Annotated in this window: 16 protein-coding genes and 1 rRNA gene; 12 read left to right on the top strand and 5 right to left on the bottom strand. The window is 28.4% G+C overall.

The window, feature by feature from the left end; translation table 11 throughout:
• Nucleotides 1-206: 206 nt before the first annotated feature.
• From rrf to BUA90_RS10530, 3 genes are all read left to right on the top strand, one after another.
• A 5S ribosomal RNA gene (gene rrf, locus BUA90_RS10540) occupies nt 207-323 on the top strand.
• Nucleotides 324-438: 115 nt separating this feature from the next.
• Nucleotides 439-942, top strand: coding sequence for a thioredoxin family protein (locus tag BUA90_RS10535; protein WP_072968395.1), 504 nt, complete (start codon nt 439-441; stop codon nt 940-942).
• A gap of 113 nt (nt 943-1,055) precedes the next feature.
• Complete coding sequence (locus BUA90_RS10530) at nt 1,056-4,526, top strand: adenosylcobalamin-dependent ribonucleoside-diphosphate reductase (protein WP_072968393.1); 3,471 nt, start codon at nt 1,056-1,058, stop codon at nt 4,524-4,526.
• A 50-nt stretch (nt 4,527-4,576) separates the two neighbouring features.
• On the opposite strand, the gene BUA90_RS10525 is transcribed toward BUA90_RS10530, so the two are convergent.
• The 3 genes from BUA90_RS10525 to BUA90_RS10515 form a co-directional block, all read right to left on the bottom strand.
• Nucleotides 4,577-5,422, bottom strand: a complete 846-nt coding sequence (locus BUA90_RS10525; RefSeq protein WP_072968392.1) for a protein-glutamine gamma-glutamyltransferase — start codon at nt 5,420-5,422, stop codon at nt 4,577-4,579.
• Nucleotides 5,419-6,408: a hypothetical protein gene (locus tag BUA90_RS10520; RefSeq protein ID WP_072968390.1), complete on the bottom strand. Its 990-nt coding sequence runs from the start codon at nt 6,406-6,408 to the stop codon at nt 5,419-5,421. The genes BUA90_RS10525 and BUA90_RS10520 overlap by 4 nt, the downstream gene beginning before the upstream one ends.
• Nucleotides 6,409-6,611: 203 nt before the next feature.
• The gene (locus BUA90_RS10515; RefSeq protein ID WP_072968388.1) at nt 6,612-8,324 is read right to left on the bottom strand and encodes a diguanylate cyclase; all 1,713 of its coding nucleotides are present in this window, start codon (nt 8,322-8,324) and stop codon (nt 6,612-6,614) included.
• 407 nt (nt 8,325-8,731) lie between these two features.
• Here BUA90_RS10515 and BUA90_RS10510 point away from each other — a divergent pair, with 407 nt between their 5' ends.
• Nucleotides 8,732-9,241 carry a dUTP diphosphatase gene (locus BUA90_RS10510; protein WP_072968386.1) on the top strand — a complete coding sequence of 170 codons (510 nt, stop codon included), beginning with the start codon at nt 8,732-8,734 and terminating at the stop codon, nt 9,239-9,241.
• 52 nt (nt 9,242-9,293) lie between these two features.
• Here the strand turns inward: BUA90_RS10510 and speD are convergent, their stop codons facing one another.
• Together speD and BUA90_RS10500 are read right to left on the bottom strand one after the other, a co-directional pair.
• Complete coding sequence (gene speD / locus BUA90_RS10505; RefSeq protein ID WP_072968384.1) at nt 9,294-10,115, bottom strand: adenosylmethionine decarboxylase; 822 nt, start codon at nt 10,113-10,115, stop codon at nt 9,294-9,296.
• Between the two features lie 122 nt (nt 10,116-10,237).
• On the bottom strand, nt 10,238-11,029 hold the full coding sequence (locus BUA90_RS10500) for a methyl-accepting chemotaxis protein (protein WP_072968382.1): 792 nt from the start codon (nt 11,027-11,029) through the stop codon (nt 10,238-10,240).
• A 198-nt stretch (nt 11,030-11,227) separates the two neighbouring features.
• Between BUA90_RS10500 and BUA90_RS10495 the strand changes: the two genes are divergently transcribed.
• The 8 genes from BUA90_RS10495 to radA all read left to right on the top strand — a co-directional run bounded on the left by BUA90_RS10495 (nt 11,228) and on the right by radA (nt 20,932).
• Nucleotides 11,228-11,509 (top strand): chorismate mutase, encoded by a 282-nt coding sequence (locus BUA90_RS10495; RefSeq protein ID WP_072968380.1) that lies wholly within the window; start codon nt 11,228-11,230, stop codon nt 11,507-11,509.
• A gap of 118 nt (nt 11,510-11,627) precedes the next feature.
• Entirely contained in the window at nt 11,628-12,446 is an 819-nt protein-coding gene (locus BUA90_RS10490) for a Nif3-like dinuclear metal center hexameric protein (protein WP_072968378.1), read from the top strand.
• Nucleotides 12,447-12,590: 144 nt separating this feature from the next.
• Nucleotides 12,591-14,666, top strand: coding sequence for an elongation factor G (gene fusA, locus BUA90_RS10485; protein ID WP_072968376.1), 2,076 nt, complete (start codon nt 12,591-12,593; stop codon nt 14,664-14,666).
• Nucleotides 14,667-14,891: 225 nt separating this feature from the next.
• On the top strand, nt 14,892-15,347 hold the full coding sequence (locus BUA90_RS10480; RefSeq protein ID WP_072968374.1) for a CtsR family transcriptional regulator: 456 nt from the start codon (nt 14,892-14,894) through the stop codon (nt 15,345-15,347).
• An 11-nt stretch (nt 15,348-15,358) separates the two neighbouring features.
• Nucleotides 15,359-15,877 carry a UvrB/UvrC motif-containing protein gene (locus BUA90_RS10475; RefSeq protein WP_072968372.1) on the top strand — a complete coding sequence of 173 codons (519 nt, stop codon included), beginning with the start codon at nt 15,359-15,361 and terminating at the stop codon, nt 15,875-15,877.
• 11 nt (nt 15,878-15,888) lie between these two features.
• A complete protein-coding gene (locus BUA90_RS10470) occupies nt 15,889-16,920 on the top strand; it encodes a protein arginine kinase (protein ID WP_094756862.1) in 1,032 nt (343 codons plus the stop codon).
• An 84-nt stretch (nt 16,921-17,004) separates the two neighbouring features.
• Nucleotides 17,005-19,446, top strand: coding sequence for an ATP-dependent Clp protease ATP-binding subunit (locus tag BUA90_RS10465; protein WP_072968369.1), 2,442 nt, complete (start codon nt 17,005-17,007; stop codon nt 19,444-19,446).
• Between the two features lie 118 nt (nt 19,447-19,564).
• Nucleotides 19,565-20,932 carry a DNA repair protein RadA gene (radA, locus tag BUA90_RS10460; RefSeq protein ID WP_072968367.1) on the top strand — a complete coding sequence of 456 codons (1,368 nt, stop codon included), beginning with the start codon at nt 19,565-19,567 and terminating at the stop codon, nt 20,930-20,932.

The raw sequence follows: 20,932 nt of genomic DNA, 5'->3' as shown, positions 1-20,932 counted from the left end.
AGCTGATAGGTACTAATAGGTCGAGGGCTTGACCAATAACCAACCACTCTATTATCCAGTTTTGAGAGAACAAACAAAAAAGCAATTAATAGTTAATAATGAATAATGAATAGGTGTTAAAAGAACTTAAAATCATTTGATAATTTAGTATTTGTTGGTTTTTTACTTATTAATTATTCACTATTAATTATTAATTGTTTTATAGGTCCGGTGACTATAGCGAAGGGGATACACCTGTTCCCATACCGAACACAGAAGTTAAGCCCTTCAGCGCCGATGGTACTTGGTGGGAGACCGCCTGGGAGAGTAGGTCGTTGCCGGTTAATAGAAAAGCCTCTGAAGAATTTATAAATTCTTCAGAGGCTTTTTTGTTATAGTTTGTATTTGCATGTTAAAATTTTATATAATTATATTAAAATAGTCTAAAGGGGGATGAAAATGAGTATTGAGAGTTTATATACAAGCGGTATGGATTTTGAAACCTTCATATCGACCGATGATGAATCTTATAAAGAAAAAGCATTAGAAATATATAATAGTATTGAAGTGGATGATGACCTGTTAAAGAGAATAAAAGAAATAAATAGAAAGATAAATATTCTTGTGTTTGCAGAGATATGGTGTCCAGATTGTATTATAAATGTACCAGCTCTTAAAAAATTATGTGATATAAATTCTAATATTGAAGTAAAAATAGTACCAAGAAAGGGAAATGAAAAATATCTAGAAGATTATAAAGTAAATGGAAAAGTTAAAATACCTACATTTCTTTTTATGGATGACAATTTTAATATTTTAGGCAAATTTATAGAAATACCACAGGCGATAAGAAAGATAGTATCAAAGGGTAATCAAGTCGATATAATAGTAGCAAAACGAAAATATAGAAAAGGTGAATATATAAATGAAACCATTGAAGATATACTAAATATAATTGTTTAAAAAAGATAGTGTACCCAGCTCTATCTTTTTTTTGACTTAATTTATGGAGGATGATACAATATATAGTACAGTTCGGTTATAAATATACTAAATATTGATAAGGATGGTGTGTTATGCAGCTTTTAGAAAATGCTTTAAAAGTACTAGAAAGAAGATATTTGTCTAAGGATTTAGATGGAAATATTATAGAAACTCCAGAGGAGATGTTTAGAAGAGTTGCACATTACATAGCTTTAGCAGAAAAGAAATATAACTCTAATAAAGATATAAAAGAAATTGAAGAAAAGTTTTATGAAATAATGACTAATCTTGAATTTTTACCTAATTCCCCGACTTTAATGAATGCTGGAAAAGATTTAGGTCAGTTATCTGCTTGTTTTGTTTTGCCAGTCGAAGATTCAATGGAAGGTATATTTGAAGCAGTTAAGAATGCTGCGTTGATACACAAAAGTGGTGGAGGAACAGGTTTTAGTTTTTCAAGATTGAGGGCAAAGGGGGCTACAGTGGCTTCAACTGGAGGAGTTGCTTCTGGACCAGTTAGTTTTATGAAAGTTTTTAATGCGGCTACAGAAGCTGTTAAACAGGGTGGAAGAAGAAGAGGAGCAAATATGGGAATTTTACGTATTGACCATCCTGACATTTTAGAGTTTATAAGGTGTAAAGAAGATAATAATGAATTAAATAACTTTAATATAAGTGTGGGTATAACAGAAGAGTTTATGAAGGCAGTAGAAGAAGATAGAGAGTATGAATTAATTGAGCCTAAAAGTAAGAAAGTGGTTGGCAAATTAAAAGCTAAAGAAGTTTTTGATATTATAGTATCTATGGCGTGGAAAAATGGAGAACCGGGAATAATATTTCTAGATAGAATAAATAAAGATAATATAGTTCCAAAATTAGGTGAAATAGAAAGTACTAATCCATGTTTTCATCCTAATACATTGATTTCAACGAAATATGGACTTGAAAAGATAAAAGATTTATATGAGAAATATAAAGATAGCGAAATAGAAATAGTTACAGATAATAGAATAATTAAAGAAAAAATATCAATTAATGGACGAGAATATTATCAAAATGGAGTAACCTTAAGAAAAGCTAAAGTATTTAAAACAGGTGTTAAAAAGACATTAAAAATTAAACTTGGTAATGGTCAAGAATTGATGGTTACTCCAGAGCATAAGATTTTTACTACAAGAGGATGGGTAGAAGCACAATATTTACTTAATGGTGATGAAATATTTGTGCAATCTGGCATTGGATTTTGGGCTGAAAAAGATGATATTGGAGAAGATTTAGGATTATTTTTAGGTTGGCTTACAGGTAATGGATGGCTTACATCAGATGAAAAAGTAATAGGAATGGTTTTTGCTCAAGATGAAAAATATATAATGGAAAAAATGCAGCAAATTGCTTTAAAAAATGGAGCGGGTAATGGCATAGTAAGTAAAAGGGAAAATGGAACATGGCAATTACTTTTTAAAAGAAAGAATTTTGTTAGTTTAATTAGGTCATTGGGAATTCAAGCTAGGCGAGCATATGAAAAAAGAGTACCTTTATCAATATTTACTGCATCTATTAAAACTGTTGCAGCTTATTTAAATGGTTTATTTAGTTCAGATGGAATTATTAATTATATTGATGAAAGTCATATAGATGTTAGGTTAACATCTAGTTCTTTTAAATTATTACAAGATGTGCAGCTATTATTATTAAATTCAGGTATATTTTCTAACATTTATAATAGAACGAAAAAGGAGTCTTCAAAGTTTAGTTATATAAATAAGAATGGAGAAGAGAAGATTTATGATAATAGACCATACTATGAATTAATAATAAATGGAAATGATATTTATAGATTTAAAGAATTAATTCAAAGCTTAATACATAAAACAAAGAATCATAAATTAAATCAAATAAATAGAGAATCAAGAAAAAGTACGAAGTTTATAAGTAAAGTAGTATCAATAGAAGAAGGTGAAAAAGTAGAAGTCTATGATATATCTGAAAAAATTACAAATTCATTAATAGCTAATGGAATAGTTGTTCACAATTGTGGGGAGCAGCCTCTTCTTCCTTACGAATCTTGTAATTTAGGTTCAATAAACCTTTCAAAAATGGTTAAATTTGAAAATGGAAAACCTGTGATAAATTATGAGAGATTAGGAGAAGTAGTAGATATAGCAGTAAATTTTTTAGATAATGTAATAGATATGAATAAATATCCTTTAAAGGAAATAGAGGAAATGACTAAGGCTAATAGGAAAATTGGCTTAGGTGTTATGGGCTTTGCAGATATGCTTATTATGCTTGGGATTCCTTATAATTCTGATAAAGCAGTTGAAATTGCAGGTGAAGTTATGCAATTTATAAATGAGCGTTCTAAGAAGAAATCAATGGAGTTAGCAAGAGAAAGAGGCGTATTTCCTAATTTTGACCAGAGCATATATAAAGATAAGGGAATAAGTTTAAGAAATGGTACGACTACTACTATAGCTCCAACTGGTTCTATTAGTATTATTGCAGGAACTTCAAGTGGAATAGAACCGCTATTTGCACTGTGCTATTTTAGAAATGTGATGGATAATGACAAACTTATGGAAGTAAATCCACTGTTTAAAGATTATCTTAAAAAAGAAGGAATATATTCAGAAGAACTTATGGAGAAAGTTGCACAAAAGGGCAGTTTAAAGGATATAGAAGAAATTCCTGAATATATAAGGCAAATTTTTGTAACAGCTCATGATATTTCACCTGAATGGCATATAAAAATGCAGGCAGCATTTCAAGAACATGTAGACAATGCAGTTTCTAAAACAGTTAACTTTTCACATGATGCAACTAAAGAGGAAGTTGCACAGGTTTATATGCTAGCATATAAATTGGGATGTAAAGGAGTAACTATATACAGAGATGGAAGTAGAGAAGGACAAGTTTTAAATATAGGAAAAATAGAAGAAAAAAGTAAAGAGGAAATAGAAAATAGAAGTAATAGGCCAATAGTACCTAGACCAAGACCTAAGACGACAATGGGTATAACAGATAAAGTTAAAATAGGATGTGGAAATTTATATATAACTGCCAATTATGATGATAAAGGAATTTGTGAAGTGTTTACAAATTTAGGTAGAGCAGGAGGATGTCCAAGTCAAAGTGAGGCTACAAGCAGACTTATATCAATAGCCCTTCGTTCTGGCATAAGTGTGGAGTCTATAATAGAACAATTAAAGGGAATTAGATGCCATTCTACACTAAGGCAAAGGGGAAAAGGCGATACTGAAATAAATGTACTGTCTTGCCCAGATGCTATAGGAAGAACATTAGAGAAACTTTTAAATATGAATATAAAAACCCCTGAAAAAAATATTGATGATATAGCTTTAGAAATAGAAAATGAAAAATCAAATAATTCTTTTACTCTTTCAGGAATGAACAATACACTTTGTCATGAGGAAATATCTATTGGGATGGATAATTCATTGAAAGAAAAAAATAACAGTATTTGTCCTGAATGTGGAAGTTTAGTAGAACATGAAGGCGGATGTATGATTTGCAGGAGTTGTGGTTTTTCTAAATGTGGGTAATAAAAAAATAATACTACATTAATTTAAAAACTCGCTATTTTAGCGAGTTTTTAATATGAGACATATATAGGTCTGTATAATCCTGTTAGATTTTGTTTTTGTCTCCAAAATGTTCTATGATGTGGTATTTCATGTTTTGAAATAAAATTATAGTATTTTTCAGCTAAATACTTAAAATTTGGACGTGTAGCAGAATCTAGTAGGTATGCTGATTGTGTTGCGTTTTCTTCTCTTTGACTATTTAAGATATTGATTATTTCATCAGCAGTTTCAATTCCTATACCATGTCCGTAATAAGTTCCATCGCCGAGGTCTATGACGTTTTCACCTTGCCATTCTGGAGTCATTGGGTCAACATCCGGATTTTTAAAGTACCTGCAATCACCGGGTAAGTAATCTACTTCATCTTCGTAGTATTTAACTCCAAGGTCTTTATCAATGTAGTGCCAGTTCATAAGATGTATATTTTTAAACATTTTATTGTAAAGTTTTTTAGGATATATATTGAGAACTGCCTTATAAAAAATTATAACTATTGCTGTAGCACATTCTGTAGCATATTTAGAACCGTTGATAAAAATGTCATTAATGGCATCAGAAGGAGTTGCGTCATCTTTTAATAAAAAACCTCCTTCATGAGTACGTTTCCAATATTTATTATTGCATTTAGATTTGCGAAAAGTTTCAAATGAAAATCTGCTGTTATAAAGTTTTTTAGCAGAATTTATGATATTTTTTCTCAAGTCTATTTCAAAATTTAACTGTTTTAAAGATGTATATTTATATATTATTTTGCTGGAAATTAATATATCGATAATTTTTCTTTCAATGCTATTTGGATTATATTGTTTTTTAAGATTATCATTATTAATTATACTACTTTTGATTTGAATCATTGTATTCCTCCCATTCTTGATTGTACAATTCTTATCTGTTCATTAATAGGGCGGTTAATCCATTTTTTCCACAAGTAATTATTTTTTTTATAAGTAGAATATGAAAAATCTGAAAGTAATATTTTGGTATTTTTATCTAACTTATTGAAATCATCTAGGAGTTTTTGTTCTTTTACTGTTAAAGAATTTATAATTTTACCAGTATTAACGGATACATTTTTACATAAATATTTGCCTTCTAAAATGACAATATATGGTACAGGTTTATTTTTTTGCTGCAAGTTTTCACCTTTAAAATATAAAAAAGGATAATTATCTTCGAGCCATTCAACAACTGAAATATATTGTTTTTCTTTATTTTCACTTTTTTTCAATGTTGGTATAAAACTTAAAAGATTTAAAGCCAATTGATTATCAGAAGTTTCTTTTGATAAAAGACGATTGGCAATTAAAATTAAACTATTTGGATTGCGTGATTCTAAGAATGCCCATACTAAATCGTGTATATATAAATTTTCTTTATTTCTTTTAAATATCATATCTGCAATTATTGGTAAAATAGAGGTTTCTTTATATATTTTTATAAGAAGCAGAGCTATTATATCTAATACTTCATCAAATTGATTATTAAAGCCATCATCTGTAAATCCGGTTTCAAACATCCATTTTAATATTGAATATGCTATTTGAGAATATTCAGATGATGTATATTTAATAATTAAAAATTTCTTTTCTCTTGTGAGTATTTCTTTAGTAATATCTAGAGCTATTTTGTTTCGAGTATTGAGTTTTTCATAAAGATTTAGTTTTTGAATTTCAGGTTGAAGTATAAATAGACTTGAAAAGCGTAAATTATGTGAGTTTAATAAATTTATACCATTTTGAGGATTAGATTGTATTAGTCTATAAAAATAATTTTTTAATTCATTAAATCCTTTAGTAATTCTTATTTCATCTAAAATGTTTAAAGAATCTACAATCCACATTGATAGGACTCCTTTCAATGTATTTAACAAATATAAAAAAAGTACTTATATTATAATATTTACAATGAAGAGTTTATGTTAATAAATAATTATTACAATTAAATAAAAAAGTTTAATGTATATGATAAGTAAAAATTTAGAGGTGAAAGTGTGAAATTTTAGAAATTAAATATTGAAGAATATTAAGTAAAAAAAGTCAGGTTTTATATTTGCCTGACTTCATCATAGAGTTTTTTAATTTTTTTGTTAGTATACATTCTCTTATCTGCAAGTTCTATAAGTTTTTTTGCATTCATTGACCTATCAAATTGTGCAAAACCTTTACTAATACTAATTTTATATGGTCTATAATTGGTATTATTGAATAAATCAATTTCTTTTTCTATTCTTTCAAATATTTTCATTGCATTTTTAATGTTTACTTCTGGAAAGATTATTAGAAATTCATCTCCGCCTAATCTAGCAATTATATCAGTATTTCTAATACATTTTTTTATAATTTTACAGGTGTCTATTACTAAATTATCTCCTTGAATATGTCCAAAAGTATCGTTAACGATTTTTAGATTATTAATATCTACAAAGCATATAGTAAAAATCAGATTTTTTTCTTTTGAAATTTTAATGATTTCTTTTAATTTATTTAAACCTTCTCTTCTGTTATATGCACCAGTCATCATATCTAATGATGCAAATTTAGCTAGTTTTTTTTCGGCTTTCTTTCTATCTGTGATGTCTATACCTGTTATTAATCTTATTTTCTGTTTATTGTTTTTTAAGGTTATTTCAGTAGAATTAATTAAGAGTGTATGAACATTAAGGTCTTTATCTAATATGTCTATTTCAATATTTTTGATTTTTTTGTTTTTAGAGATATTATTTTCTATGATTTTAAATTTAGCTGTGCTGTTATTTGCAATAAAATCATATACACTTTTTCCTATAACATATTTTTTTTCGTATTTAATAATATCTAAAAAGGAGTTATTGACGTTAATTATATTATTATTTGAATCAATTAGTATATTAAGTGAAGGAGTTTCTTCATATAGTATTTCATAATTATTTATACTATCTGTTATTTTATCTAACATTTTATTTATAGAAATTTTAAGTTTTTCAATTTCGTCTTTTCCATTAATATCCAATCTATTATTGAAGAGATTAAAATTAGTTATGCCAATTACGTTAGAAGATAATTTTTCTATTCTTGTTAAAACTATTTTATCTAAAGTAAATATAAATATTCCCGAAGTAAAGAATAAAATAATCATTAGAGCAAAGAATATTTCAAATGATTTTTGTTTACCAAGAGATAATATACTCTTATTCATGGATATTTGTGTAATCATATAGTTATTGTCAAGAGTTTTAGTATAAATGTGGCCTATTATATTTTTTATATTATTATCAACAATTGTAAAATTGTCATTAGAATTATTAAAATTAGATGTAAAAAAATTTTCAATTTTAATTTGCAACTTTTTATTAATTTCATTAATTTTTTTATCTGTCAGTTTATATCCAATAACTATAAAGCCATTTGAATTTTTGAGTTTTTTGCTGTCTAGTACATTATGGGAACTTATTAAAAAAACGTCTTTATTATTGAGTAGAATTATTCCGGATTGATTTTTTAAATTTTTGGCTTTTTCAATGAGTTCGGAAGGAAGGGGAATTTCTTTTTGCTTTGATAAGTCAACGAATTTTCCGTAAATAATTCCTGATTTATTGTTAAAAAAAATGAAAAAATTTATTTCGGCATTAGTGAAGGTTTCAATTTGTAAATTTGATTCTATATATTTTTTATTACAGTTTTCGATAAATTCATATGTATCATCCCATATGGCCCAATCAAGAAGGAATTTATTTAGATTTTGAATGATATAATCATATTCATTTTTGACTCTCTGCATGTGACTTCTTGCTCTTTTATATTCTAATTGTTTATAACTTTCTAAAATGGAATTTTTAATATATAAAATTAGGATTAGTAAAAATAACAAAATAAAAATAAATATAATAATAAAAACTTTTTTTCTTACCCCATGAAAAATCACACCTTAAAACAATTATTTAAAGGAGAAAAAATTACTTTTATGGTAATTATTATAAAACAATTGGTATTAATTATTTTAACATGAATTTAGCAAATATAAAATAATATAGAGAAATTTTTATCAATATAATATTTTGATTAAGTAAATTTATATATTAGAGGTTAAATCTTCTTTACAGAATATAATTTTATAGTGTAAAATATATACAAGATATTATAACCTGCTATTAATAGTAGAATATATTGTATAGGGAGAGATATATTATGGAATTGAATCAATTGTTTAAAATACAGGAAGTTATAGAAAATCATATAAAAAAGTTATCTGATATTGATGAAAATGTAGTTGGAGAAGAAAATGTATTTGATTTAAAATTTTTAGCTCTTCAAGTAAAGACAGCAGAAATAGCAAATTTAACAAAATGTTATAAATATTATAAAATTAAGGAAAATATTCCAAGAGAAAAATTAATAATTAGATATATTGATGCAATGAAATTTTTATTATCTATTGGAAATGCTCATGGGTTTAATATAATCAATAATGATGCTATTGAAGCAGTTGAAAAAAGCGATAATATTATAAAATTATTTTCAAATATATTTGATGATATTAGAGATTTAAAAAAATTAATATTACAGCAAGATTATGTAAATTCACTATCAGTTTATATAAGATTATTTGCCAGATATATAAATCTTGGAGAATGTTTAGGTTTAAGTTTTGAAGAAGTATATGATTATTATTTAAAAAATAATTGTCTATCAGTATAAATAATTCAAATAAATAAAAACTACCCTTTAAATTTTGAGGGTAGTTTGAAATTTATAATTTAGGAATATTTCTACCATAAAATATTTCTATCATTTCTTTTTGAAGTCTTTGTTTTATTTTTTTCTTTTCTTTAGGTTCTAGATTTTCCGATACTGTTCCGAATAGATAATTATCTAAATCAAAATCTTTTAACATCATTTTTGTATGAAATATATTTTCTTGATATATATTTACATCAATCATTTGATACATATCTTTAATCTCTTTAGATATAAAATTTTGTATAGAGTTTATTTTGTGGTCGATAAAATGTTTTCTTCCTTGAATATTTCTTGTAAAGCCTCTTACTCTATAATCTATTGTTATAATATCAGAATCAAAACTTTCAATTAGATAGTTAAGTGCTTTAAGTGGAGAAATCCTACCACAAGTAGATACATCTATATCTGCTCTAAAAGTACTTATTCCATCATCAGGATGGCTTTCTGGATATGTGTGTACTGTAATATGACTTTTATCTAAATGAGCAACAACATTTTTAGGGAGAGGAGTTTCTACTTCTGTTGTTTCATTTTCATTTTTTTCATATAAAGGAACTTCTTCTTCTGAAACTAATATAGTGACACTTGCACCTTGAGGGTCGTAATCTTGTTTAGCTATATTTAGTATATTAGCTCCAATCATATTTGCCACATTAGTAAGTATTTTAGTAAGTCTATCGGCATTATATTGTTCATCGATATATTCGATATATTCCCTTTGAGTTTCAGGAGTTTTAGCATAACATATATCATATATGTTAAAACTAAGAGTTTTTGTTAAGTTATTAAAGCCATATAGTTTTAATTTTTTACTTGCTTTATTAAGTTCCATAACGGCCTCCTTTTATTGAGCTAATTATATAAAAATACATTTTTATTTTTTCCAGATTTAAAATAATAATCCTCAAGACTTAATCTTATCAAATTAAAAGAAAAGTTACAATGGAAAAATTATCATTTACAGACTTTTACAAGTTCTTCTACAGCTGCGGATATTTTGCTTGAGGCATTAATTTGTATATGAGAGAAATTATTTAATTTTGATACTTCAGTATCTATTTTTTTGATTTCTTCAGAAAGTTGTAAAAGTATGTTGCTAATTTCTTTAGCAAAGTTTTCGCTATATAGAGCTAGATTTTGAACTTCTTTTGCAACAATAGAAAAACCTTTTCCTTGTTCGCCAGCTCTAGCTGCTTCAATAGAAGCATTTATGCCAAGGATTTTTGTTTGCTGAGCAATTTTATTCACTGATTGAATGATCTTATCACTTTCTTTTATATATTTATTAGATGTGTTAGTTGAATTTAATAATTCATTGCTTACAGTGTTAACGCTATTTATAGATGAAGAAATTTCTTTCATTTGTTTTTCAACGATAGAAGCAGTATCGTTTATTATTGTAATTTGTTTATTCATTTTATTGAGTGTTTCAATATTTCTTTCTACAAGAGTCATGATTAAAAGTGCAGCTTTAGAATCAAGTATAGTACAGTTTGAACCATAATTTTGATTGAGAAATTCGGAAACATTTTTATTTCCAGTAGCTTCTATTATTAAATCTACAGATAGATTATTTATATCTTCTATAGATTGAGAAAAAGGTATATTTAATTTTTTAGCTAAAGAAATTCCGGGAGCAGATAAATTTTTATCCACTACTAGAAGAATATTAATACTGTCAATATTGTTAAAACAGTTAATTAGATTACTTCCACCCTTACCAGCTCCTACAATAACAATATTCAACTCTACGGCCTCCTTTTAATTTATATTGTTTACTAAGTATAATACTATACAAAAATTAGTAAAAGTTCAATTCTTTAAAGGCAAATTAGTTGTTTTATATTAATATTTTGATATGATGAAGTAAAAAAGTATAATATTATGGGTGAGAATTTACAAAAACTATGGGAAATTAAATTTGTAAATGTATGGGGTGAAAATATGAAAGATTTACAAGAAATGAGGAAAAGAATAGATGAAATAGATAAAGAGTTAGTAAAGCTTTTTGAAAAAAGACTTTATGTAATTTTTGAGATAAATGAATATAAAAAAAAGCATTTACTGCCTATAGAGGATAAAAATAGAGAAAGAGAGCTTATTAAGACGAATGTATCTTATTGTAAAAATCCTGAGTATTCTACTTATATAGTAGAATTTTTAGAGTGTATTATAAGTATAAGTAAAAAAGTACAGCTAGATTATCGTAAAATAAAAAATGATTAAGAATAAAAAAACAATTAAAAATTTTGGTAATAGACGTAAAGTATATAGTAAAATATTAATATATATAAAATAAATTATATGATGTAATTTATATTTAAAAATGTAAAGGAGGAGAAAAATGAATACGAGAGAAATAATGGAATTAGCTTTAAATTTAGCAGGTTTAGACGAAATACCTGCTGATTCTGGAATTGTTGTTGATGGTAGAGATATTAAAAAAATTTTAATGGGAATAGACATGGAAACACCTGAACTTCTTATTGCTAAGCAGTTAGGAGTAGATTGTGTTATAAGTCATCATCCAAAGGCAGGTACACCTATGGTAGATTTTCATAAAGTAATGGAATTTCAGATTGATAGAATGGTGGAGTTTGGGGTACCTATAAATAAAGCTCAAAAAGTTTTAAGAAAAAAAATGGGCAAAGTAGAAAGAGGTATGCACGTAAGTAATTATGATAGAGTAGCTTCTGCGGCAAAGCTGTTAGATATACCATTTATGAATATACATATGCCTGCGGATAAGATAACTGAAAATTTTGTTCAAAATTTCATAAATGAAAGGTTTAGTGATAAACCTAAAGCTACTTTGAAAGATGTAGTAGAAGCATTGAAAGAGATTGATGAATATAAAGATGCTTTAGCAGGTCCGATAATAAGAGTTGGCAGTGAAAAAGATTATGCAGGAAAAATAGCAGTGCTTATGGCTGGTGGAACAAATGGAGGAGCAGATGTATTTAAGGCATATTTTGAAGCTGGTGTAGGTACAATAATCTGTATGCATGTACCAGACGATGTTAAAGAAGAAGTAGAAAAACAAAATATAGGAAATGTTATAGTGGCAGGACATATGGCAAGTGATTCTATAGGACTTAATATTATAATAAAAGAGTTGGAAAAAAGAGGATTAGAAGTAATTAAGATGTCAGGAATAGTATAGATATGTAAAAAGGGCTCTGATTTTTTGGAGCCTTTATATTTTTTTGAAAAAAATACATAACATATTTTGAAAAAAAGGAATTTTCAAAACATTATAGAATATATAAAAAGAGAGATAAATCATTAACAAGTTAGGGGGAAGGACATGAAAAACTATAAAGTTAATGAAATAAGAAATGTAGCGTTATTAGGCCATGGTGGCAGTGGAAAGACAACTTTAATTGAGTCTATGCTTTATACGACAAAAGTTATAAAGAGGATAGGTAAGATTGAGGAAGGAAATACAGTATCGGATTTTGATAAAGAAGAAATAGCAAGACAATTTTCAATAGGAACTTCTGTTATTCCTATAGAATGGAATAATTCAAAATATAATATTCTTGATGCTCCGGGATACTTTGATTTTCAAGGAGAAGTTATAAGTGCATTAAGAGTTGCTGGTGGAGCAATAATAATGTTAGATGCTACTTCTGGGGTAGAGGTTGGAACGGAAAAGGCGTGGAAGTATACGGAAGAGAGAAAAATGCCTAAAATCATATTTATAAATAAAATTGATAAAGAAAACGTTAACTTTGAAAAATTGATAAATGAGCTTAGAGATAAATTTGGTAAAAAAATAGCACCTTTTGCTGTGCCAATGAGGCAAGGACCAGATTTTAAAGGCTTTGTAAATGTTGTAGATATGATAGGTAGAGAATATAACGGTAAAGAGTGTGTAAATGTAGATATTCCAGATTATATGAAGGATAAAATAGGACCTATTAGAGAAATGCTTATAGAATCAGTAGCAGAAAGTGATGAAAAACTTCTTGAAAAATATTTTGAAGGAGAACAGTTTACTACTGAAGAAATACATGAAGGACTAAGAAAAGGTGTACTTGCAGGAGATGTTGTTCCAGTATTAGTAGGTTCAACAGTTAATAATATTGGTATTCATACACTTCTTGATATGATTTATGACTATATGCCAACACCTAAGGATATGCATGAAAATGGATACGAGGGAATTAATCCAAATAATGAAGAAAAAGTAGTAAGACAGGTAGCAGAGGAAGAACCTTTTTCAGCTTTAGTATTTAAAACAATAGTAGACCCATTTGTAGGAAAAATATCTCTATTTAAAGTATATTCCGGTAAAATAAAGAAAGATATGGAAGTATATAATCCAAATAAAGATAGCGTAGAAAAAATAGGAAATTTGTTTATGCTCAGAGGTAAAAATCAGATAGAGTGTAAGGAAATTGGTGCGGGAGATATTGGAGCTACAGCAAAATTACAGTATACTTCCACTGGAGATACTCTTTGTGATAAAAATTCACCTATTCAATATGAAGGAATTAAATTTCCTCAGCCTTGTTTATTTATGGCAGTAGAGCCTAAATCTAGAGAAGATGAAGAAAAGATAAGTGCATCACTTCATAAGCTTACAGAAGAAGACCCTACATTTGTAGTTGAAAGAAATCATGAAACTAAACAACTGCTAATAGGTGGGCAAGGAACTATGCAGCTTAGTGTTATAATTAACAAGCTTAAAAATAATTTTGGAGTAGAAGTTGACCTTATAGATCCTAAGATAGCATATAGAGAAACTATAAAAGGAACATCAACTGTACAAGGAAAGCATAAAAAACAAAGTGGTGGAGCAGGACAGTATGGCGATGTTCATATTAGATTTGAACCTTCTACAGAAGAATTTGAGTTCCATGAAGAAATATTCGGTGGAGCAGTTCCAAAACAATATATTCCAGCTGTTGAAAAGGGTTTGAGAGAATCTATGGAAAAAGGCGTACTTGCTGGATTTCCTGTAGTTAATGTTAAAGCTACATTATTTGATGGCTCATATCATTCAGTTGATTCTAGTGAAATGGCTTTTAAAATAGCTGCATCTATTGCATTTAAAAAGGGTATAGAAAAGGCTAATCCTGTACTTTTAGAGCCAATTATGCATGTAGAAGTACTTGTGCCTGAAGAATACATGGGAGATATAATGGGTGATATGAATAAGAGGAGAGGTAGAATTTTGGGCATGCAGCCACAAGGTGATGGGTATCAGCTCGTTATAGCTGAAGCACCACAATCAGAAATGTTTAAATATGCTCCAGACCTTCGTTCAATGACTCAAGCTAGAGGAAGTTTTACAATGAGATTTGAAAGATATGAAGAAGTTCCAAGTCAATTGGCACAAAAGATAATTGAGGCTGCTAAACAAAAAAATAATTAAAATTTTACAAAGACCTCAGTATGAAGTTTTTTATACTGAGGTCTTTAAAATTTAGAAATTAAAAGAAAAATAAAGAAAAAAAATGAAAATCTAAAAAAATAAAAAATAATATTAGAGATTGAATAAAAATAATTAAAAATGAGCAAAAATATAACTTGAAAAGTATAATGAAATTTATTAACATCAAATTAAGGTCAAAGAAAGTCAAAGTAAAAAGGTGATGGTATGGCAAGATTGAGTGATTTGATTGAAGCTTTTATTAAGGAAATGCTTAAACAGTCGAATAAGCAGTGGATAGAGATTAAAAGAAATGAACTTGCAAATGATTTTAACTGTGCCCCATCTCAAATAAATTATGTTCTTTCAACAAGATTTACTATAGACAAGGGATATGCAGTAGAAAGCAGACGTGGTGGTGGAGGACATATAAGAATTATTAAACTCAATATAAATAAAAAAACCTATCTTTACAATATAATTAATGAAATAGGTGATAGTATAAGTATGATGAAAGCAGTATCTATAGTTAAGTTGTTGTTAGAAAAGGGTATATTAAAAGATAGGGAAGCAGATATAATGATTGCAGCATTGAACAATAGAAGTTTAAATATAGATACAGAATTGAAAAATAATGTGAGGGCAAGTATTTTAAAGGCCATGCTTGCTTCTCTTTTAAGATAGGAGGGGATATTATGCTTTGTCAAAATTGTCATGAAAGAGAAGCTACAGTACATGTAACAAAAATTATAAACAATCAAAAACAAGAGATACATTTATGTGAACAGTGTGCTAAAAAAAGTGATGATATAAACTTTGATTTTGATACGACATTTACAATAAACAATTTTTTAACAGGACTGCTTGATTCTATTCATAGTTCTCCATTTAAGGTGGATTATATAAAAACTACAACATGCAGCAAATGCGGAATGAGTTATGGAAAATTTAAACAACTCGGAAGATTAGGCTGTTTTGAATGTTATAAAACCTTCAATGAAAAGTTATTGCCACTTATAAAGAGAATACATGGAAGTGAAACTCACATAGGTAAGATTCCTAAAAAAGCAGGAAGTAGAATTAGACTTAAACATGAAATTATGTCATTAAAAAAACAACTTCAAATGGCAGTTGAAAAAGAAGAATTTGAAAAAGCTGCAAAACTTAGAGACCGAATTAAAGAGCTTGAAAAAGATTTTGGAATACAAGAGTAGGGGGGATATACGTGCCAAAATGGATAGATGAAGAAGGTCCACTTAACAATGTAGTAATTAGTAGTCGTATAAGACTTGCAAGAAACTTAGAGGAATTTCCTTTTCCCATTGCACTTACAAATGAAAAAAGTAAAGAAGTGATAAAAAAAATTAATGATGTGATAATAGAAGGTAATACAGTACTAAAAAAAGATTTTACACTTATAGAAATGGATAAAATTTCAGATAATGATAAGCGTGTGTTAATTGAAAAACGTCTTATAAGTCCTAACTTAATAGAGAAGCCAAACAAGAGTGCTGTACTTTTAAATAAAGATGAATCTGTAAGTATAATGATTAATGAAGAAGACCATCTTCGTATACAGTGTTTATATCCCGGATTTCAATTAGATGAGGTATGGGATTTAGCAAATAAAATAGATGATATATTAGAAGAAAATGTAAAATATGCATTTGATGAAAAAATAGGCTATCTTACATCTTGTCCAACTAATGTGGGCACAGGTATTAGAGCTTCGGTTATGATTCATTTGCCTGCTTTATCAATGACTAGGTATATAGATAGAATACTTCAAGCTGTAAATCAGATAGGGTTGACTGTTAGAGGTATATATGGAGAAGGGACGGCAGCTGAAGGAAATATCTATCAAATTTCTAATCAAGTAACCCTTGGAAGAACAGAAGAAGAAATTATAGATACTTTAAAAGAAGTGACTAAACAAATAATAAGTAAAGAAAAAGATGCGAGAAGTACTCTCTTGTCAAATAATAGAATGAAGTTGGAAGATAAGATATGTCGTTCATTTGGAATTTTGAGTAATGCTAGAATTTTAAATTCAAAAGAGGCTTTAACTCTTTTATCAGATGTTAGATTGGGAATAGATTTGGGAATAATAAAAGAAGTCGATGAAAAGGTTGTAAATAATCTCATGGTTGATATACAACCGGGAATACTTCAAAAGATTGTTGGGAAAAATTTAAGTGCAAATGAAAGAGACATAGAGAGAGCAAAACTTGTAAGAGAAAGACTTTCTAAAAAATAATTTATGGAAAGAATATGTTAATTTAGAAATTATGTGTTTGAAACATGAGTATAAATATTTTTATACAAAGGAGGTTGATAAAAAATGTTCATGTTTAATAAATTTACAGAAAGTGCTCAAAGAGCAATTGGATTAGCACAGGAAGAAGCTCAAAAATTTAAGCATAATTATGTTGGTACAGAACATTTATTGTTAGGTCTTATAAGAGAAAATGAAGGAATTGCAGCTAAAGCATTAATAAATTTAGGTGTAGATGAAAATAAAGTCAGAAAGATAATTCAAGAGATGATTGGAGTAGGATATGAAGAAACGACATTAGTTGGAATTACTCCTAGAGTTAAAAGAATTTTTGAAATAAGTTTTGCAGAAGCAAGAAGATTGAATCACAACTATGTGGGAACAGAACATTTATTGCTTGCTCTTATTAGAGAGGGAGAAGGAGTAGCTGCAAAAATACTTTTAGATATGGGAATAGATTTTAATAAAGTTTATGAAGAAGTTTTAAATTTATTGGGAAGTAAATATCAAGGTTCAGAAAATCCTAGACATACAAAAGTAAGCAGTAAAGGGAAAAATACTCCTACTTTAAATAAATATGGTAGAGACTTAACAGAAATGGCTGAAGAAGGAAAACTTGACCCTGTTATAGGAAGAGAAAAAGAAATAGAAAGAGTTATACAAGTTTTGAGCAGAAGGACTAAAAATAATCCATGTTTGATAGGAGAGCCGGGAGTAGGTAAAACTGCAATAGCTGAAGGATTAGCTCAGAAGATTGTAGAAGGAAATGTACCAGAAATTCTTAAAGATAAGAGAGTATTTTCTTTGGATTTAGCGTCTATGCTGGCTGGAGCGAAATATAGGGGTGAATTTGAACAAAGACTTACTCAAGTGATGGATGAAATTAAAAAAGCAGGTAATGTAATTTTATTTATAGATGAAATGCATACTATAATTGGTGCAGGAGGAGCAGAGGGTGCTATTGATGCTTCAAATATTTTAAAACCTGCACTTGCAAGAGGAGAACTTCAAGCTATAGGAGCTACTACTTTAGATGAGTATAAAAAGCATATAGAAAAGGACCCTGCTCTTGAGAGAAGATTTCAACCTATTATAGTAGATGAGCCAACTGTGGAAGAAACAATCCAAATTCTTAAAGGATTAAGAGATAAATATGAGGCACATCATAGTGTAAAAATTACAGATGAAGCGTTAAAGGCAGCAGCAGAACTATCACATAGATATATAACAGATAGATTTTTGCCAGATAAAGCAGTAGATTTAATAGATGAAGCAGCATCAAAAGTAAGACTTCAAATGGTTACTCAACCAGAAGATTTAAAAGATTTAGAGAATAAATTAGAAAAAATAATGAAAGAGAAAGAGGAAGCTGTAAGTGCTCAAAACTTTGAAAAAGCAGCCAAACTTAGAGATGAAGAAAAAGCTATAAAAGAAGAATTAGAAGATAGAAAAAATAACTGGAAAGCGAAACAAAATGATAATGCTACAGTTGGAGAAGAGGAGATTGCAGAAGTTGTTGCTGCATGGACAGGAATTCCAGTTAAGAAGTTAGCTGAAGATGAATCAGAAAGACTTTTGAATATGGAAAAAATACTGCATGAAAGGGTGATAGGACAAGACGAAGCAGTAAAGGCTGTATCTAGAGCTATTAGAAGAGCAAGAGTAGGACTTAAAGACCCTAAAAAGCCAATAGGTTCATTTATATTCTTAGGACCTACAGGAGTGGGAAAAACAGAACTTACTAAAGCTTTAGCTGAAGCTTTATTTGGTGATGAAAATGCAATGATTAGGATAGATATGTCTGAATACATGGAAAAACATTCTGTTTCAAAATTAGTAGGTTCTCCTCCAGGATATGTAGGATATGATGAAGGTGGTCAGTTAACTGAGAAAATAAGGAGAAAACCTTATTCAGTAGTATTATTTGATGAAATAGAAAAAGCTCATCCTGATGTATTTAATATTTTACTTCAAATATTAGATGATGGTAGATTGACAGATGCAAAGGGAAGAACAGTAGATTTCAAGAATACAGTTATTATCATGACTTCAAATGTTGGTGCGTCAAGGATAAAGAAACAGAAAGTATTAGGATTTGCAGAAGCAAATGATAAGGCTAAGAAGAATGAATATGAAAAAATGAAGGAAAATATAATGGAAGAGTTGAAAAAACAATTTAGACCAGAATTTATAAATAGAATAGATGATATAATAGTATTCCATCAATTAGATGAGAAACATATTAAAGAAATAGTTGAACTTATGGTATCAGATTTAACTAAGAGATTGAGGAAGTTAAGCATCAATATTGAAGTTTCAGAAAAAGCTAAAGATTTTCTAGCTAAAAAAGGATATGATCAAGAGTATGGAGCAAGACCTCTTAAGAGGGTTATAACAAAGATGATAGAAGATAAACTTTCTGAAGAAATTTTGATGGGTAAAATTTCTAAAGAAGATAATATATTAGTAGATGTAGAAAATGAAGAAATAGTGTTTAAGAAAAAATAGATTAAGAAAAAATTAAAAGGATTCTACTAATTAGAGTAGAATCCTTTTAAATGTTATTTTTTGCATTATCTTTATATAGATAAATAATTTATAAAATAAAGTATTGAAGGTGAAAAATGTGGCAAAAATTAAAACAAAGTATGTTTGTCAAGAGTGTGGATATATTTCATTAAAATGGATGGGTAAATGTCCAGAATGTAATAGTTGGCAGAGTTTTGTAGAAGAATTTGGTAATAATAAAAAAAGTGGTGAAGTAGTATCTATAGGAAGCAGTCAAAAACCTGTAAAACTTAAAAATATTGAAATAGAAATGGAAAATAGATTTTCTACATCAAATGGAGAGCTAGATAGAGTTTTAGGTGGAGGAATAGTTAGAGGTTCTCTAGTTTTGGTTGGTGGAGACCCGGGCATAGGTAAATCAACACTTCTTATACAAGTAGCAAATAATGTAGGAAAAAAAGGTTTTAAAGTTTTATATGTTTCTGGAGAAGAATCATTAAAACAGATAAAAATGAGGGCTGATAGATTAAAAATCGAAAATGATAATTTATACATTGTTTCAGAAAATAATTTGCATTACATATCTAAATATATAGAAGAAGATAAACCTAATCTTTTAATTATTGATTCAATACAAACTATATATAATCCAGATGTAGCGTCTGCACCAGGTAGTGTAAGTCAAGTCAGAGAAGGTACGGCTGCATTGATGAAGCTTTCTAAAAAGTATGGAATAGCAACTTTTATAGTTGGACATGTTACAAAAACAGGTGCTATAGCAGGACCGAAGGTATTAGAGCATATGGTAGATACAGTTTTGTATTTCGAAGGTGAAAAACATAATGTTTATAGAATTTTGAGGGCAGTTAAAAATAGATTTGGTTCAACAAATGAAATAGGAATTTTTGAAATGACAAATGATGGTCTTGTAGAAGTTATCAATCCGTCTCATTTATTTTTATCTCATAGACCTAAAAATGCAGCAGGTTCTGTTGTAGTTGCAAGTATAGAGGGAACTAGACCAGTACTAATCGAACTTCAAGCACTTATTAGTCCGACAAGTTTTGGTACGCCTAGAAGGATGGCTACAGGTATAGATTATAATAGAGTCGTTATGCTTATGGCTGTACTTGAGAAAAAAATAGGACTTCAACTTCAAGCTCAAGATGGATATATCAATGTTGTAGGAGGTATTCAATTAAGTGAGCCAGCTGTTGATTTAGCTATAATTGCAGCAATAGCTTCTAGCTTTAGAAATAAAGTTATTGATCCTCAAATGGTGATATTTGGTGAGGTAGGATTGACTGGAGAAGTGAGGACAGTAAATTTTGCAGAAAAAAGAATAAGGGAAGCTTCAAAGATGGGATTTAAAACTTGTATTATACCCAAAGGCAATTTAAATGGATTATCAAAAATGGAAGATATAGAAATAATAGGGGTAGAAAATGTTCATGAAGCTCTTGATATAATTTTGGGAGGTAGCTGA

The organism is Caminicella sporogenes DSM 14501 (assembly GCF_900142285.1).
GTDB lineage: Bacteria > Bacillota > Clostridia > Peptostreptococcales > Caminicellaceae > Caminicella > Caminicella sporogenes.
This window is presented reverse-complemented; position numbering and strand designations above follow the sequence as displayed.